Origin of the sequence: Streptomyces sp. MAR4 CNX-425 (assembly GCF_048656465.1) — a bacterium.
In the GTDB taxonomy this organism is placed as follows: Bacteria; Actinomycetota; Actinomycetes; order Streptomycetales; family Streptomycetaceae; genus Streptomyces.
In genome coordinates, this window is the sequence record NZ_JBMDLF010000019.1 from 1 (window position 1) to 16,594 (window position 16,594).

13 protein-coding genes are annotated in these 16,594 nt (G+C 72.7%); 10 read left to right on the forward strand and 3 right to left on the reverse strand.

All coding sequences use genetic code 11. From position 1 onward, the window contains the following. Positions 1-50 precede the first annotated feature (50 nt). Positions 51-686 (reverse strand): TetR family transcriptional regulator, encoded by a 636-nt coding sequence (locus ACHZ99_RS32445; RefSeq protein WP_420308421.1) that lies wholly within the window; start codon positions 684-686, stop codon positions 51-53. 151 nt (positions 687-837) lie between these two features. Beyond that, a complete protein-coding gene (locus ACHZ99_RS32450) occupies positions 838-2,403 on the reverse strand; it encodes a right-handed parallel beta-helix repeat-containing protein (protein WP_420308422.1) in 1,566 nt (521 codons plus the stop codon). Positions 2,404-2,729: 326 nt separating this feature from the next. Between ACHZ99_RS32450 and ACHZ99_RS32455 the strand changes: the two genes are divergently transcribed. From ACHZ99_RS32455 to ACHZ99_RS32500, 10 genes are all read left to right on the forward strand, one after another. Then, on the forward strand, positions 2,730-3,443 hold the full coding sequence (locus tag ACHZ99_RS32455; protein WP_420308423.1) for a GntR family transcriptional regulator: 714 nt from the start codon (positions 2,730-2,732) through the stop codon (positions 3,441-3,443). Next, positions 3,440-4,690, forward strand: coding sequence for a hypothetical protein (locus ACHZ99_RS32460; protein ID WP_420308424.1), 1,251 nt, complete (start codon positions 3,440-3,442; stop codon positions 4,688-4,690). The genes ACHZ99_RS32455 and ACHZ99_RS32460 overlap by 4 nt, the downstream gene beginning before the upstream one ends. After that, a complete protein-coding gene (locus ACHZ99_RS32465; RefSeq protein ID WP_420308425.1) occupies positions 4,687-5,628 on the forward strand; it encodes an ABC transporter permease in 942 nt (313 codons plus the stop codon). The genes ACHZ99_RS32460 and ACHZ99_RS32465 overlap by 4 nt, the downstream gene beginning before the upstream one ends. Before the next feature lie 11 nt (positions 5,629-5,639). After that, positions 5,640-6,512, forward strand: coding sequence for an ABC transporter permease (locus ACHZ99_RS32470; protein WP_420308426.1), 873 nt, complete (start codon positions 5,640-5,642; stop codon positions 6,510-6,512). A 74-nt stretch (positions 6,513-6,586) separates the two neighbouring features. Continuing rightward, complete coding sequence (locus ACHZ99_RS32475; RefSeq protein ID WP_420308427.1) at positions 6,587-8,143, forward strand: ABC transporter substrate-binding protein; 1,557 nt, start codon at positions 6,587-6,589, stop codon at positions 8,141-8,143. Positions 8,144-8,160: 17 nt separating this feature from the next. Further along, positions 8,161-10,044: a dipeptide ABC transporter ATP-binding protein gene (locus ACHZ99_RS32480; RefSeq protein WP_420308428.1), complete on the forward strand. Its 1,884-nt coding sequence runs from the start codon at positions 8,161-8,163 to the stop codon at positions 10,042-10,044. Then, complete coding sequence (locus ACHZ99_RS32485; RefSeq protein ID WP_420308429.1) at positions 10,032-11,195, forward strand: mandelate racemase/muconate lactonizing enzyme family protein; 1,164 nt, start codon at positions 10,032-10,034, stop codon at positions 11,193-11,195. The genes ACHZ99_RS32480 and ACHZ99_RS32485 overlap by 13 nt, the downstream gene beginning before the upstream one ends. Continuing rightward, a complete protein-coding gene (locus ACHZ99_RS32490) occupies positions 11,192-12,091 on the forward strand; it encodes an SDR family NAD(P)-dependent oxidoreductase (RefSeq protein ID WP_420308430.1) in 900 nt (299 codons plus the stop codon). The genes ACHZ99_RS32485 and ACHZ99_RS32490 overlap by 4 nt, the downstream gene beginning before the upstream one ends. Then, a complete protein-coding gene (locus tag ACHZ99_RS32495) occupies positions 12,088-12,825 on the forward strand; it encodes a ribonuclease activity regulator RraA (protein ID WP_420308431.1) in 738 nt (245 codons plus the stop codon). The genes ACHZ99_RS32490 and ACHZ99_RS32495 overlap by 4 nt, the downstream gene beginning before the upstream one ends. Positions 12,826-12,901: 76 nt before the next feature. Next, positions 12,902-14,905, forward strand: coding sequence for a hypothetical protein (locus ACHZ99_RS32500; protein ID WP_420308432.1), 2,004 nt, complete (start codon positions 12,902-12,904; stop codon positions 14,903-14,905). Between the two features lie 199 nt (positions 14,906-15,104). Here ACHZ99_RS32500 and ACHZ99_RS32505 read toward each other — a convergent pair whose 3' ends face one another. Beyond that, positions 15,105-16,493, reverse strand: coding sequence for a glycosyl hydrolase (locus tag ACHZ99_RS32505; protein WP_420308433.1), 1,389 nt, complete (start codon positions 16,491-16,493; stop codon positions 15,105-15,107). Between the last annotated feature and the right edge of the window lie 101 nt (positions 16,494-16,594).

Consider the following 16,594-nt stretch of genomic DNA (forward strand, 5'->3'; position numbering starts at 1 on the left):
GCGGGCCGGTCCGCCGGGGGTTTTCTGTCGCTTTCCCGCGACCCGCCCGCTCAGGTCTCTCCCAGCGCCCTCAGCGCGGCCCGGGACAGGCGTTCCGCGGCCGTCGGCGGCGGCCAGGTGGGCAGGACGAGGTGGCTGATGGTCATCCGGACGATGAGGTCGGTGGCCACGTCGATGTCCTCCTCGCCGCAGGCGGGGAACCGCTCGGTCAGCCAGGCGCGCAGAATGTGCTGTGCGGCGTCGAAGACGGGGTCGGTGCGGGCGGTGAGGTAGGGCAGCAGGCTGTCCGAGCCGCGGCGGGCGGCGGTGATGACGGCCCGGACCAGGGGGTTGTGCTCGGCCTCGGTGAGGGCGAAGAGCACCGCCCCCTCCAGGCCGGCCCGGGGGTGCCGGTCCGCGGGGCCGAGCGCGTCCACGACGCCGTCGAGGAAGCTCCGGGTCTCCCGGACGACGAGCGCGCGGCCGAGGCCGGCGCGGTTGCCGAACTCCTTGTACACCGAGGGGCGGGACACCTCCGCCCGCTCGGCGACCGCGGAGATGCTCACCTGGTCCCACCCGGCGGCACAGGTCAGTTCGTGCGCCGCGGCCAGGACCCGTTCCCTCATCTCCTTGCGCCAGGCGAGGCGGGGCGGGTCGGGTCGTTCCTCGCCGGGCGCGGTCTCGCCGGCGTTCTCGTGACTGTGCATAAAAGTACGTCTGTCCGTGCAGTGGGTTCCCGGCCCGGCGGTGTCGGAATTCCGCCGGGAACGAGGGGGCCAAGGATAGGCCCGCCGTCCCGGTCGGGGGAGGCCGGGACGGCGGGTGGGGATTACGGGCCGCTGTGCTGCCCTGGCCCGATTATCCCGCGGATTTGGTCAGGTGTGACTTACGGCGGACGGCCGTGAACACGAATCCGGCGCCGACGGCGAGCACGGCGGCTCCGACGCCGAGGAAGGTGAGATCCGTCCCCGTCGCCGCGAGGGGCCGGGAATGGCCCTGGGGCTGCTTCCCCGATTCCGTTCCGCTCCCGTCTCCGGCGCCGGGATTCCCTCCGGATTCCGCCGCGCTTTCCTTGCCCGCGGCCGGGGCGCCGCTCTCGGCGCCGTAGACATAGGCGCCGCGGTCGGGGGCTTCGGGATCCCGGGGCGCGCCGGTGATGTCCGTGGTGACCGCGGGGAAGGACGTGCCGGTGCCGATGGCCGGGGAACCCTCCTGGAGGCGGAAGTCGGCGTCGGGGCCGGTGCCCGGATCGACGAGCTTCGGATCGGCGATCACGTCGTTCTCGCCCTGCACCTCGGGTTCCTTGCCGCCGAAGTAGACGTTGTAGTCGTAGGTCACGTCGACGTTCTCGTGCGCGGGGTTGGTGTTCTCACCGGAGCGGGCGTAGGAGACGTTGTTCAGGATCCGCACGTCCTCGCTCTTCGCGGCGAAGATGTTGGCGTAGCTCTCCATCCGGCTGCTGCGGCTGTTGTGGTACGCCGTGTTGTGGACGATGTCGACGTGCTGGCTTTTGAAGGAGTGGATCCCGGAGCCGCCGTTGTCGAAGGACAGGTTGTTGGCGACCAGGACCCTGCCCTGGTAGGCGGGCCCTCCGCCCGGCTTGTCCTTGAGGGTGTCGACGATGATGCCGTTGCCGTCCGAGTAGCAGTTGCAGGCTTCCCACTTCACCATGGTCTCGTTGTCGTGGACCACGTTGTTGGTGATGCGGATCTTGTACGTGTCGCCGCCCGCGCCGCCGGAGTCCAGCGCCTCCAGGATGGAGATGCCGCTGGTCGCGTAGACGGTGTACCACGAGGTCGAGTGGACGTGGTTGCGGTCGATCGTCATGTGGTCGACGTCCCGCGCGCCAATGCCCAGGCCGGGGCAGTGGTGGACGGTGTTGCCGACGACGTCGATGTGGTGGGGTTCGGCGCCCGAGGAGTCCGGCTGGGCCCAGATGCAGTTGGTGTTGTACGTCGGGTCCTTCGGGTCCGCCAGGCGCTCGGCGTCCGCCAGGTTCAGGTTGGCGCTGTTGCCCTTGATCTCCAGGTCCTTGATGACGATGTGCGCGGCCCCGTTGATCCCGATCCCGTTCCATCCGGTGACGGGGTGGATGACCGGGTCGTGCCCGGGGTGCGCCCGGTAGGTGATGGGCGCGCCGGCTTGTCCCGAACGGGTGATGTTCAGGACGTCTCCGCCCTTGTACGGCTCCGTGTACGTGCCGTTCATGATGGAAACCGTGTCACCGGGCTCGGTGCGGTCGGCCGCCTTCTGAATGGTGCGCAGCGGTGCGTCGGGAGACGTTCCCGCATTGCTGTCGGAGCCGTTCTCGCTCACGTAATAGGTCTGGTCTGCCGCCTGGGCCGTGCCTGCACCGATCGTGCCCAGCAGAAGGGACGGCGCAAGCAGTGCGGACACCATGCCCGGCGTGCGCATGCGTATCATCGCTTCCTTTCTTCGAAGTCGTCACGTGCAGGCATGAACTCCACCGAGGGGCAGCCCTGTTGCGGAGTGTGGTCCTGCGGGAAAGCGCGAGTACCGGTGCCGGCTGTGCGTCGGGCACCCGGGGCTACTCGGATTTCCGCTACGTGGGGGGTGCGATGCGGGTGTGACGCTGACAGAAACCGGATGCGGTGGCAAGCGGAACAGGTTGTCAATGTTCTGACGGGCCGTCATGCCGGTTGCCGTGGAACGCGCTCACGGCGGCCCGTCCGGAAATAGTTCTGTCCGGGGGGTTGTGCTTCCGGATTCTGGTATACCAGCATGCCGCCATGCCACATAGTGATCCCGTAGCCGCAGGACAGGCGGCATCCGCGCAGGTCGTGCTGCCGCCGCTCGGCCATGCCGTCTCCCGCACGGACCGCGTGCGAGACGCCCTGCGCCAGGCCATCCTGACCGGAGCGCTGCCTCCCGGCCGGGCGCTGGTGGAGCGCGAACTCGCCGAGGTGTACGGGGTCTCCAAGACCCCGGTGCGCGAGGCGCTCAAGCAGCTCCGGTCGACCGGGCTGGTCGAGATGAACGCCTTCCAGGGCGTCAGCGTCCGGCGCCCGGACGACGGGCTGGTGCGCGAGCTGTACACCGCCCGGTGCGCGGCCGAGCCGGAGGCCGTACGGCTGGCGGTGGTCGAGCGCGGCCCCGGGGCGTACCCGAGCGCCCGGGCCGCGCTGGCGGAGGCCACCGCGCTCATCGCCGCGGGCGAGACGCGGGGCCTCGGCATGGTCAACCGCCGCTTCCACCGGGAGCTCTACACCGCCTGCGACAACGGCTTCCTCTGCGGCTTCCTCGACCAGATGCAGGACCTGACCGCCTTCGTCGCGACGGTGGGCTGGCGGGTGCTGGCCACCTTCGAGGAGGAGGCGGCGGAGCACGCGGAGATTCTGGAGGCGATGGAGCGGGGCGAAGCCGATCAGGCGCACCAGCTCACCCTCGCCCACATCCGCAAGGCACAGCAGATCCTGACCCGGGCGCTGGGAGACCGGCCATGACGGTCGAGGTCTTCGCCCACCCGGTCTCGTTCCGGCGCGCCGCGGACGCGGAGGCGGAACGCCTGGCCGCGTACGGGGCCGACCGGGTCTGTCTGGCCTTCAGCTACCACAGCGGACGGTGGCTGCTGACCACCAGCGAACCGGCCGGTGTGGTGGACTTCCCCGCCGGCCGCTGGTTCGCGACGCCGGCGCGGGAGGAAACCGGACCCGGCGAAGCGCTGAGCCTGCCGGTCCTCGGTGACGAGGCGACGACGGCCTCGGCGGCCCTGGTCCGTTCCGGGGTGGCGGTGACGGCCTGGCTGGTCGGCCTGCACCAGTCGTACCTGGCGATGTGCCACCCCGAGCTGGCCCTGCGCAACGCTTTCGGCCACCGGTACCGGCACGCGCTGTGCCCCGCGGCACTCCGGGTGCGGCAGTACGCCCACGCGCTCGTCTCCGATGCCGTCCGGATACCGGGCGTCTCGGGCGTGGAGCTGGAAGCGTTCGGTTACCTGGGCTGGCAGCACGCGAGCGCGCACGACAAGTACGGCACCGTGCTGCGCCCCGTCGACCGGTGGTTGCTCTCGCTCTGCTTCTGCCCTGCCTGTTCCGCCCGTTTCATCGAGGCGGGCATCGACGTGGCCGAGGTGCGGATGCGGACCAGGGCGGCCATTCTGGCGCAGCTCGCCGAGCCCGTCGGCGCCGACCTCGACGACCTCGACGGGTTGGCCGACTTCGAAGACCTCGACGCGCCGCCCGGCATCGCCGATCTCGCCTCCGCCGCGCTGGGACATGAGCTGCACGACGCCGTCGTCGCGGTGCGGTCGGACGTGACGACGGATCTGGTACGGGAAGCCACGGCAGCCGCCGGAGGGATGCCGGTCTCGGTACGCGCCACGAGCGACCCCTACGCGTGCAACGGCAAGTCCGCCGGCGATCTGGGAGAGCTGGCCGCCGCCGCGGGCGGACTCACCGTCACCGACCTGACCGGCCGCACGGCGCGGCTGCGGGAGGACCTCGCCGCCGCCGGGCGCACGGGCGCGACCGTCCGCGCCGGGTGGAGTCTGTGCGCCGCGCACACCGCCGACGAGGACGAACTCGCCGGGATCGGCCGCCTCGCGCACGAGCACCGCGCCGCCTCGCTGGCCCTGTACGCCTACGACCTGTTCCCCGCCCCCCGCCTGAACTGGCTGCGCCGGCTGCCCGGGGCACCGGACGCCCCGGCCGCGCTGACGGCCGCCCCCTCGGACCGGGAGACGACACCGTGACCGGATATCTCATACGCAGGCTGCTCCAGCTGGTCCCCGTGGTCCTGATCGTCTCGGTCGTGCTGTTCGCCCTGCTGCGCCTCATGCCCGGCGACCCGACGGTCGACATCCTCGGCCAGGAGGCCACCGCCGCCGACCGGGCGGCGCTGCGCGCGGACCTCGGCCTCGACGAGCCGATCTGGCGGCAGTTCACGGACTGGATCGGCGGCATCGTGCGGGGCGACCTGGGCAGCTCCTGGCTGACCAGCGAGCAGGTGGGCACCATGCTCTCCGAGCGGATGACGGCCACGGTGGAACTCGGCGTCGTCGCGCTGCTGTTCGCCGTCGTGATCGGGATTCCCGCCGGCATCCTCTCCGCGGTACGGCACCGCAAGGCCACCGACACCGCGCTCAACTCCGCCGGCCTGCTGGCGCTCTCGGCACCGCACTTCTACCTCGCGGCGCTGCTCATCCTGGTCTTCTCCATCTGGCTGCGGGTCCTGCCGCCCTCGGGCTACGTGCTGTTCACCGAGGACCCGGTCGAGAACCTGCGGCACATGATCCTGCCCGCCGTCACGATCGGCTCCACCATCGCCGCGGTCACCATGCGCCAGACCAGGGCGGCGCTTCTGGCCGCCTTCGGCGAGGACTACATCCGTACCGCCGAGGCCACCGGACTCACGCGGCGGCGCATCGTCGGCGTCTACGCCCTGCGCAACGCGATCGTGCCCGTGGTGACCGTCGTCTCGCTGCAGATCGGGGCGCTCGTGAGCGCCACCGTCGTCACCGAGACCGTCTTCACGATCCCGGGCATGGGCACCTTGATCGTCAACGGCATCTTCAGCCGCGACCTGCCGGTCGTCCAGGGCGCGGTGCTCATGGTCGTGGTGCTCGTGCTGCTCGTGAACCTGCTGGCCGACCTGATCTACGCGTGGCTCGACCCGCGCATCACGTACTGACTGGAGCGATGATGGCCACCGACCCGCCCGCCAAGGTCTCCCGCCACCCGGTCCTGGACCGGCTCCGCCGCGACCGCCGTGCCCGCCTCGCCGCGCCCGTGCTGCTGCTTCTGGTCCTCGCCGCCGCGGCCCGCCCGCTGATCAGCGGGCGGATGAAGGAGACCGACACGTCCCGGCTGCTCGCCGGGCCGAGCACCGAGCACTGGATGGGCACCGACGAACTCGGACGCGACGTGCTGTCCCGGGTGATCGCGGGTGCCGTCGTCACCGTCGAGGTCGCCACCCTCACGGTGGGCGCGTCCCTGGTCGTCGGCACGGTGATCGGCCTGATCGCCGGCCACCGCGGCGGCTGGCTGGACGCCGTCATCATGCGGCTCTCCGACGGCCTGCTCGCGTTCCCCCTGCTCGTGCTCGCCCTGACCGTGGTGGCGGCCCTGGGCCCGGGGCTGCACAACGCGCTGATCGCCATCGCCGTGGTGACGACGCCGCGGTTCGCCCGTGTCGTCCGCGGCGAGGTGCTGTCGCTGCGCACCCGCGAGTGGGTCTCCGCGGCCCGCATCATGGGCGTGTCCGAGACGGTCGTCATGCGCCGCCACCTCCTGCCCCACCTCGCCGGCACCCTGCTGGTCTTCGCCGCCCTCCAGGTCTCCACCGCGATCATGGCGGAGGCCGCGCTCAGCTTCCTCGGGCTGAGCGTCCAGCCGCCGCAGCCGAGCTGGGGCGCGATGGTGGAGAGCGGCACCGACCACCTCGACGCGAGCTGGTCCCTCAGCGTGTTCCCCGGCCTCGCCATCCTCCTCACCGTCGCCGCCTTCAACCTCCTCGCCGACGCCCTGCGCGACGCACTCGACGCCCACCGGCCGGAACTGGCGCCGGCCCGCTGACCGGGCCCCGTCCCGCCCCGGCCCTTCCGGGCCCCTCGCCCACCCCTCGTACCGCGACACAGGAAGTGCTCCCCATGACCCTGCTCCCGTACGCCCTGCCCCGGCGTTCCGTCCTGGCCGCGGCCGCCGGCTCCGCCGCCGTCGCCACCCTGCCCGCCTGCGGAGGCGCCACGTCGTCGAGCGGCGACGGCACGCTCACCGCCGGCTTCGACAACGAGCCCGTCACCCTCGACCCCGCCCTGAGCGCCGCCATCTCCTCCGACCGCAACATCCTCAACCTCTTCTACGACAGCCTGCTGCGCCAGCGCCGCGACGGCAGCTTCGCGCCCGCGCTCGCGACCCGGTGGGAGGCCGAGGACTCCGCGGTCACCTTCACGCTCCGCAAGGACGTGACGTTCCACGACGGCACCCGGTTCGACGCCGACGCGGTCGTCTTCAACCTCAAGCGCGTCATGGACCCCGGCACCCACTCCACCAAGGCCGCCGCGCTGGCCAAGGTCGCCTCCGTCGAGGCCCGCGGGCCGCGGACCGTGCGGCTCGCGCTCAAGGAGCCCGACCCGCTGCTGCTGATCCAGCTGGCGCACGAGACCGGCATGATGGCCTCGCCGACGGCGCTCCGCGAGAACCCCGGGGACTTCGGCCGCCACCCGGTCGGGACGGGGCCGTTCACCTTCCGGGAGTGGCGCTCGAAGGTCCAGCTCACCGCCGAGCGCAACACCTCCTACTGGGCCGGGAAGACCGGCGGCGGCGCTCCGAAGCTGGAGAAGGTCGTCGTGCGCTTCATGACCGAGGCGAAGGTCCTGCGCGCCGAGCTGACCACGGGCGGGCTGCACCTCGTACGCACCCTGCCCCCGGAGGAGTACAAGCAGCTCGCCGGCGACGGGCAGCTCACCATCGAGGACGCGGGCGTGCGCCGCTCCTACTACACCGCCCTCAACGTCACCAGGGGCCCGCTGAAGGACCCCCTGGTGCGCGAGGCGTTCGCCCTGGCGGTCGACCCCCGGGCTGTCGGCAAGGCCGCCGCCGCCGGCGAGTTCGACATCGCCCCCTCCTTCGCCACCTCGGGCGACTGGTTCTACGACGGCTCCCTCCCCGCGCCGGCCTACGACCCGGACAGGGCCCGCAGCACGCTGCGCAGAGCCGGGCTCGGCGGCAATGTGCCGATCACCATCGTGGCCCGCCGCCGGGCGCCCGACCCGACCATCGCCGAGCTGCTGCAGAGCCAGCTGAGCGAGGTGGGCTTCGCCCCGGAGGTCGAGGTGCTGGAGTTCCAGACGCTGCTGCAACGCCTGCAGAAGCAGGACTTCGACGCCGGGCTCCTGGTGATCGACGTCCCCCGCCTGGACCCGTCGCTGACGTTCGACCCGTACTTCGCCAGCGACGGCCCCAACAACTGGTCGGGCCTGGACGACCGCGTTCTCGACGCCCGGCTGGACGAGGCGGCGGGCAGCACGGACCAGGCGGCGCGCACGCGCGCGTACGTCGACATCCAGCGCCGCATCCTGGCCCAGCACTACTGGGTCTTCCTCCACCAGGCCAAGTCGCCACTGATCCACAGCGCCGACCTGAAGGGCCTGGAGCTGGACATCGACGGCCAGTGGCGCCTCGCCCACGCCCATCTCGCCGCCTGAGGCAGCAGGAGAGCACCATGAGCCTTCTCGACGTCACCGGCCTCGGTGTCACCTTCCACAGCACGCGGGGGCAGCCGGTCCGCGCCGTGGACAACGTCAGCCTGCGACTCGACGCCGGCGAGATCCTCGCCCTCGTCGGCGAGTCCGGCTCGGGCAAGACCGCCACCGCGCTGAGCCTGCTCGGACTCCACCCGCCGGCCCCCGCCTGCGAGATCACCGGATCCATCCGGCTCGACGGCACCGACCTGCGGGAGCTGGACGAGCGCGCCCGGCGCCGGATGCGCGGCAGCCGCGTCGCCATGGTCTTCCAGGACCCGAGCTCCGCGCTCAACCCGCTGCTGACCATCGGCACCCAGCTCGTCGACGCGGTACGCGCCCACGAACCCCTCGGCCGCACCGAGGCCCGCGCCCGCGCCGTCGACGCCCTGCGACGGGCCCGCATGCCCGAGCCGGAGAGCAGGCTCAAGAGCTACGTGCACGAACTCTCCGGCGGTATGCGCCAACGCGCCGCCATCGCCCTGGCCATCGCCGCCCGGCCGAAGCTGCTCATCGCCGACGAACCGACCACCGCCCTGGACGCGGGCGTCCAGGCCCGGATCATGGACATGCTCCGGGCGCTGTGCACGGACCTCGGCATGGGGCTGATCCTCATCACGCACGACCTGGGCGTCGCCGGCGAGCGGGCCGACCGCATCGCGGTGATGTACGCCGGCCGCGTGGTCGAGAGCGGGCCGACCGACGTGGTGCTGGACCGGCCGCGGATGCCGTACACCCAGGCGCTGCTGGCCGCGACCCCGCGGCTCGACGCCCCGGCCCGCACCCGGCTGGTCTCGATCGGCGGCCGCCCGCCGCGGCTGGCCGAGCGGCCCCCCGGCTGCTCCTTTGCCCCCCGCTGCCCCGTCAGCGCCGACGCCTGCACACACACCGTGCCCGACCTGGCCACCTTCCCCGGCGGCCACGCCGCCGCCTGCCTGTTCGCCGACTCGCCCCGGGAGCTGCCGGCCCCCGAACCCGCCGCCGGCCCCGCCACGCCGGGCGTACCCGGGCCGAAAGGCGGGCCCGGGAGCGGCGGGCCGCTGGTCGAGTTCGCGTCGGTGAGCCTGCGCTACCCGGTCCGCAGCGGGCCGCTGCGCCGCGTCACCCGCCACGTCGAGGCCGTACGCGACGTCGACCTCCGCCTCGCCCCCGGCCGGACGCTCGCCCTGGTGGGCGAGTCGGGCTCGGGCAAGACCAGCCTGGCCAAGATGCTGCTGCGGCTGGAGACGTCCTCCGGCGGCACCCTCCGCTACGACGGCATCGACGTCGAACGCCCCACGGCCGGGGAACTGCGCCGGCTCCAGCGGGAGATCCAGGTCGTCTTCCAGAACCCCTACGCCAGCCTCGATCCGCGCATGACCGTCCGCCGGCTGCTGGCGGAACCGCTGCGCGTGCACCGTCGCGAGGCGGACGAGGAGACGCTGACGCGCCTGCTGCGGGACGTGGGCCTGGGCCCCTTCGCCCTCGACCGGTTCCCCGCGGCGTTCTCCGGCGGCCAGCGGCAGCGCATCGCCATCGCCCGCGCCCTGGCGCTCCGGCCCCGCCTCATCGTCTGCGACGAGGCCGTCAGCTCCCTCGACGTCTCCATCCAGGCGCAGATCCTCAACCTCCTCGCCGACCTCCAGGACGAGCACGGCGTGGCCTACCTCTTCATCACGCACGACCTGGCCGTCGTCCGGTCCGTGGCGCACCGCATCGCCGTGATGAAGGAGGGCCGGGTCGTCGAGGAAGGGCCGGCGGAGCGGATCTACGAGGCGCCCGACCATCCGTACACCCGGGAGCTGCTGTCCATGGCCCCCGGGTTCGAGCACAGCGCCGCTGCCGGGCAGCGGCCCAAGGAGAGGAGCACGGTGTGGCCAAGGTGACCCGGGTGCGGCTGACCTCGATCAACACCCCCAGGCATCGGAGCATCACCTGCGGGCACGTGCTGGTCGAGCTGTTCACCGACGACGACGCGCTCACGGGCGTCGGCGAGATGTCCGACCTCCAGCACCTGCCGCGGTACCACTTCGACGTACCCGAACTCGAAGCCACGCTGAACGAGATCCTCGTCGGCCTCGACGCGCTCCAACTCACCGAGGTGGAGCGGCGCATGGAGGACAACTTCCCGCAGGCCGGCTACATCTACGACAAGAGCCGCGCCGTCAAGTGCGGCGTCGACATCGCCTTCTGGGACCTCGCGGCCAAGCAGCTGGGCGTGCGGGTGTGCGACCTGCTCGGCGGGGCCGTCCGGGCCTCGGTGCCGATCGCCTACCCGGTCTTCCGGCAGCAGGGCGAGGACGACGTCGAGCGCAACCTCGCCCTGGTGGAGCGGCGGCTCGCCGAGGGCTTCGCGTACGTCCGCGTCTACGTCGGGCGCCGGCCGGACCTGGACGAACGGTTCCTGCGCGCCGCCCGGGACCGCTTCGGCGACCGGCTCGGCATCAAGTCCCTGGACTTCTCCAACCTCCTCGACGCCAAGACCGCCTGCGCCTTCGCCGAGAAGGTCGCCGACGTCGGCTACGAGCTGGTGGAGGCGCCGGCGCCGAACCATGACGTGGCGGGCCTGGCCTACGCCCGCGGCCGGCTGCCGGTGCCGGTCAGCGAGCACGTCTACGGCTACCGCTGGGCGCTGGACCTGGTCGCCGCCGACGCCGTCGACGTCTTCAACGTCAGCGTGATCGCCATCGGCGGCATCACCCCGGCACGGCGGATCTTCGCCATCGCCGAGGCCGCCGGAAAAGCCTGCCTGGTCGGCACCACCCAGGAGCTGTCCGTCGGCACCGCGGCGGCCGCGCACGTGGCGATGGCGATGCCCGCCGTCACCCTGCCCAGCGACCCCGTCGGCCCCTTGCTGTACACCCGCGACGTGGTGAGCGACCCGGTGCGGTACGAGGGGGGCCACCTGTACGTGCCCGAAGGCCCCGGCCTGGGCATGCGGCTCGACCCGGAGCTGGTCGCGGCCGCGGCCGGCCCGCTGACCTGGGCCGCCACCAGCGCCCGGGGCGTCGTCGACCGGCAGGCGGGCGCCGTATGACGGGACACGGGCCGCCCGCGGCGCGCCCCGGCGACGGCGGCGGCGACCCGGCCGGGCGTTTCGCGGGCCGGGTCGCCCTGGTCACCGGCGGCGCACGCAACATCGGCCTGGCCATCGCCCGCCGGCTGGCGGCCGAGGGCGCCGCCGTGGCGGTCAACGGCCCGGACCCCGCCGAGACGGAGGCGGCCGTGGCGTCGCTGCGTGAAAGCGGCGCCCGGGCGCTCGCCACCCCCGGGGACGTCTCCGACGCCGCGCAGGTCGACGCCTGCGTCGCGCGCACGGCCGACGCGTTCGGCCGGCTCGACGTGCTCGTCAACAACGCGGCCGCCCCCCTGGCCGGGCGCGGCCCGCTGCTCGACCTCGACCCGGCGGACTGGGACCGCAGCTTCGCGGTCAACGCCCGCGGGGTGTTCCTCGCCACGGTGGCCGCCGCCCGGGCGATGGCGACCGGCTCGGCGATCGTCAACATCTCGTCCGTCGGGGCCGCCCGCGCCCACCGCGCCGCGGTCGCCTACGACGCCAGCAAGGGCGCCGTGGAGTCCATGACCCGGGCGACGGCGCTCGAACTGGCCCCCTGGGGGATCCGCGTCAACGCCGTCGCACCCGGCCCCGTGGCCAACGACCGGTTCGAGGCCCTCGACGCCGTCCGGCAGCGCGCCCGGATCCAGCCCGTTCCGCTGGGCCGCATGGGCGACGGCTCCGACGTCGCGGCGGCCGTCGCGTTCCTCGCCTCGGCGGACGCCGCCTTCATCACCGGCCAGGTGCTCACCGTCGACGGCGGGCTGAGCGCCCAGATCCGGCCCCCGGGCCTCGACGCCTCCCTGGACCTGCCGCACGCCCTCGCCGGGGCGCCGCGGCCGCGCCCCACCCACCCGCACGAAGGAACCACTCCATGAGCGAGACGCCCCAGGCCCCCCTCGACCCGGACGACCTGGCTGCTCTAGGCGCCGCCAGCACCGCCACGATCACCACCCAGCTCTTCGGCCACGGCCTGCGCAACACCTTTCTGGCCGGCGTGCAGCACGTGACCCCGCGGGCGCCCCGGCTGCTCGGCGAGGCGTTCACCCTGCGCTACATCCCGGCCCGCGAGGACATCGACACCCTCGACGTCTACGACGACTACGACCACCCGCAGCGCCGCGCCGTCGAAGAGGTCGGCCCCGGCCAGGTCCTCGTCGTGGACTGCCGGGGCCAGGGCAGAGCGGCGTCCGCGGGCCACATCCTGCTCACCCGCATGTCGGTGCGCGGCGCCGCCGGGTTCGTCACGGACGGCACCCTGCGCGACATGGAGGAGATCCGCCGGCTCCCGCTCCCGGTGTTCGCCACCGGAGCGTCCGCGATGACGAACCTCGCCCAGCACCACGCGGTCGACCTGCAAGTCCCGATCGGCTGCGGCGGAGTCGCCGTCTACCCGGGCGACCTGCTGGTCGGCGACGCGGACGGGGTGGTCTGCGTACCGCGCCACCTCGTCGCGGTGATTGCCCGGCAGGCGCGGGAGCAGGAGCGGCTGGAGACCTTCATCACCGGGCGCGTCGCCGAGGGGGCGCCGCTGCGCGGCACGTATCCACCGGACAGCGCCACCCGCCACGCCTACCGGCGGGAACAGGAGGCGCTGCCCGTCACCGAATGAACAAGCCGCCGCCGCGGGCGGTCCCCCGCGGCGGTCCGTCCGATCGGTTCACCCTCCGATGGAAGAAGGCGTCACCATGGTAATTCCCGCACGCCGCAAGCCCAGCAGAAGCCTCGTCCTCGTGGGTACGTCCCTCACCCTCGTCGGCGGGCTGCTGTCCTCCGCGGTGCCCGCCGCCACCGCCGCCCCGCCGGACGACGCCGAGGTGCGCGCGGACTTCGGCGCCGTGCCCCCCGGCACCGCCGCACCCGGCTGGACCGGTGACACCACGGGAGGGGAGGCGACGGTGCAGGACGTGCCCGGCACCGTCGACCGCAGCCTGCGGCTGCGGGACACCTCCACCACCGCGCCCGTCACCGCCGGCACCGGATTCGGCACCACCTCCGACACGGTGATCGCCGGGTTCCGGCTGCGCACGGCGCAGACGTCGGCCACGGTCGGCGTCCACCTCGACTCCGCCGCGGGCCACAGCGTGACCGTCGCCCTGGGCGACAAGGGCCGCTGGTACACCTACGACGGCGGCCGCCGGGTCCCGCTCGGCACGTACGAGCCGGACCGCTGGTACGACGTACGGCTCGTCGCCCGGCCCGGCGACGCCTCGGCGGACCTGTACGTCGACGGGGTGCGCACGGCGGCGGACCTGGCGTTCCGTACCCCCGCCGCCCCGCTGAACGGCATCCAGGCCGGCGTCTCCACCTCCGGCACCGGCACCGCCTGGCTGGACGACGTGCGCGTCGTCCCCGAGTCCGCCCCCGACGGCTGGCGGCAGCTCGGCACGGTCGCCCCGCGCACGGCGAAGGAGGTGGGCACGTCGAAGATCCTCGTCGGCGCCGAGACGCTGGACCGCGACTACGCCGACTACGACGCCTACGCCCCCTACCTGGGCAGGCTCGGCGCGACCGGCGCACGGATCCAGGGCGGCTGGGCGAAGACGGAGAAGACCCCGGGCACCTACGACTGGACCTGGCTCGACCACATCGTCGAGGACGCCGACCGGCGGGGCGTCAAGCCCTGGGTGCAGCTCTCGTACGGCAACGGCGCCTACCCCGGCGGCGGCGGCTCCGGCCTCGGCGGCCGGCTGCCGACCTCCCCGGAGGCGCTGGCCGCGTGGGACAGGTGGGTGACCGCCATGGTCGAGCGGTACAAGGACCGCGTCGACGAGTGGGAGGTCTGGAACGAGCCGGACGGCGGCGGCATCGACCCCGCCGACTACGCCGCCTTCTACGCCCGCACCGCCGCCATCGTCCGGGCCGAACAGCCCGACGCCGTCCTCTACGGAGGCGTGGTCACCTGGGTGAACTCCGACTACGTCGGGGAGTTCCTCGACCACCTGGCCGACGAGGACGGCATCGACCTCCTGGACGGGATCACCTACCACCCGTACCTGGCGAACCCGGACACGTACTGGATCTTCGACCGGGTCGACATGATCCGCGCGCACGCCGCCCGGCACGGGCTGGACGTCGAGGTCCGGCAGGGGGAGAACGGCGCGCCCAGCACGCCGGGCAGCTTCGGAGCCCTGGGCGACCTGGACTGGACGGAGCTGAGCCAGTCCAAGTGGTTCCTGCGCCGGGTGCTCAACGACCTCGGCCACGACGTCAGCACCAGCGTGTTCACCATCTCCGACCTGCACTATCCCTCGAAGGTCAACACCAAGGGCCTGCTGCAGACCAACACCGACAAGAGCATCCGCTACGCCAAGCCCTCCTACTACGCCGTCCAGACCGCCGCGTCCGTCTTCGACAGCACCATGAGCCCGCTCCCGGACTACGGGTGGACCGCGACCGGCGACGCGGATCTCACCCTCTACGCCTTCGAGAAGCGGGGCACCGGCCGCCAGGCCGTCGCCGTGTGGAACGGAACGGAGGTCCCGGGCGACAGCAACGAGCGCACTCCCGTCGACCTGACGGTCGAGAAGGGGGAGTTCAAGGACCCGGTCTACGTCGACGTGCGCACCGGCGCGGTCTTCGACATCCCCGACGCCGACTGGTCGGTCCGGGGCGACACGTACACCTTCACCGACGTGCCGGTCTACGACTCGCCCGTCCTCGTCGCGGACCGCTCGGCGGTCACCCTCTAGGCGCACTCGCGCAGGGCACTCACGCCCCTCGGTCCCCCGGGAGCCGCCGGCACCCGGGGGACCGTCGCCTTCCCCGACCTCGCGGCGTCATCGACGCGCCGATGCGCCCGGACCGTCCGGGGGAGACGTGACGCGGCGAGGAGGCTGCCGGATCCGCACCGGCAGCCTCCGGGGGCATGGCGTTGAGGGCGGAGGGGCGTCAGCCTCCCGCTGCGGAGCGCCAGTCGTCGAGTTCGTCCAGGGTGATGACACCCGGGTCGTTGTACACGCGGTCCAGGAAGTCCGGCGGGTTGTGCCGGCCGTCCTGGATGAAGTCGCCGCTCCACGTGGTGAACCAGCTCCAGTCCGCCTCGTACGCCCGCAGCAGCTCCGGGTCGGGGATCGAGCCGGTTTCGGTGAGGGCGACGAGCTTCTTGTCGCCGCCGAGCTCGACGAGCTTTTCGTACGTGGCGCTGACGGGCCCGTGGTCGCCGACGGGCGGGTACGTGTCGGCGCTGACGATGTCCACGGTGTCGTCGCCGGGGTACCACTCGGGGTCGACGGAGTTCCACACCCAGATCAGGTTGTGCAGACCGTGGTGGTTGACCATCCGGTCGTACATCAGGTTCCACAGTTCCTTGGCGGGTCCGGGGCCGTGGGCGCCCCACCAGAACCAGCCGCCCTCGGCCTCGTGCAGCGGGCGCCACAGCACGGGGACGCCCGCGTCCTTCAGGCGCAGCAGCTCGGCGGCGATGGCGTCGATGTCGCGCAGCAGCAGGCGGTAGTTCTCGGAGTCGGGGTGGGCCAGCGCCTCGGCCACGTTGAACGTGGTGGCGTCGGTGTAGAAGCCGCGCCACCACTCCTTGCCGGGCTCGTCGATCAGGCCGGTGGGGGCGTTCCAGTGCCAGGTGAAGGTGGTGATGCCGCCGCGCTCGTCCCAGGCGAGGGCGTTCTCGACCTCGGTGGAGGTGGTGCCGCGCTCGACGCGGCTGGGGGAGTAGTCCATCATGTCGAGCCCGGCGACGGCCGGGGTCTTGCCGACGTTGTCCTCCAGCCACGTGAGGGAGCCCATGTCCTGCTGGCCGCTGAGGATGTTCTCGCCGTAGTTCGCGGTGAGGTCGGCCAGCAGCTCGCGGGCCTCGGGGGTGGCGTCGGGGTCGACGGGGATGCCGGAGACCTGGTGCGGTGGGCGGGGCTCGCTGGGTGCGAGGCTGATGGCGTCGATGTCGTACCAGCCCCAGTTGCTGACGATGCCGACGGTGTTGCTGCCCTCTTCCAGCAGGACGCGCCCGGCCGGGACGGTGCTCCAGGACTCGGTTTGGGGCAGGACGACGTCGCCGGCGCCCTCGCCGTTGAGCCGCAGGGAGGTGGTCTTCTCCCCCGAGGGGGCGCGGTAGTGGAGGGTGAGGTCGTGCAGGCCCGCGGAGCTGTCGGGGACGGTGATGGTGAGCTTGTCCGTCCCGGTGTCGAAGCCGGTGACGTAGCCGGTGCCGGAGTAGCCCTCGACCGCGGTGTCGACGGTGACGCCGCTGAGTTCGCCGTCCTCGGCCTCGTAGACGGTCGGGGCGGCGGACGGGGGCGCGGGCTCCTCGGCCCCGGCGTTCGGCATGAGTAAGGCGGTAGAGAGCAGGCCGGCGACGCCGGCGGCGAGCACGGACAGGGCCGGTGCCGGACGGCGTCGCCCGCATAGTGATCTGATCATGACAATCT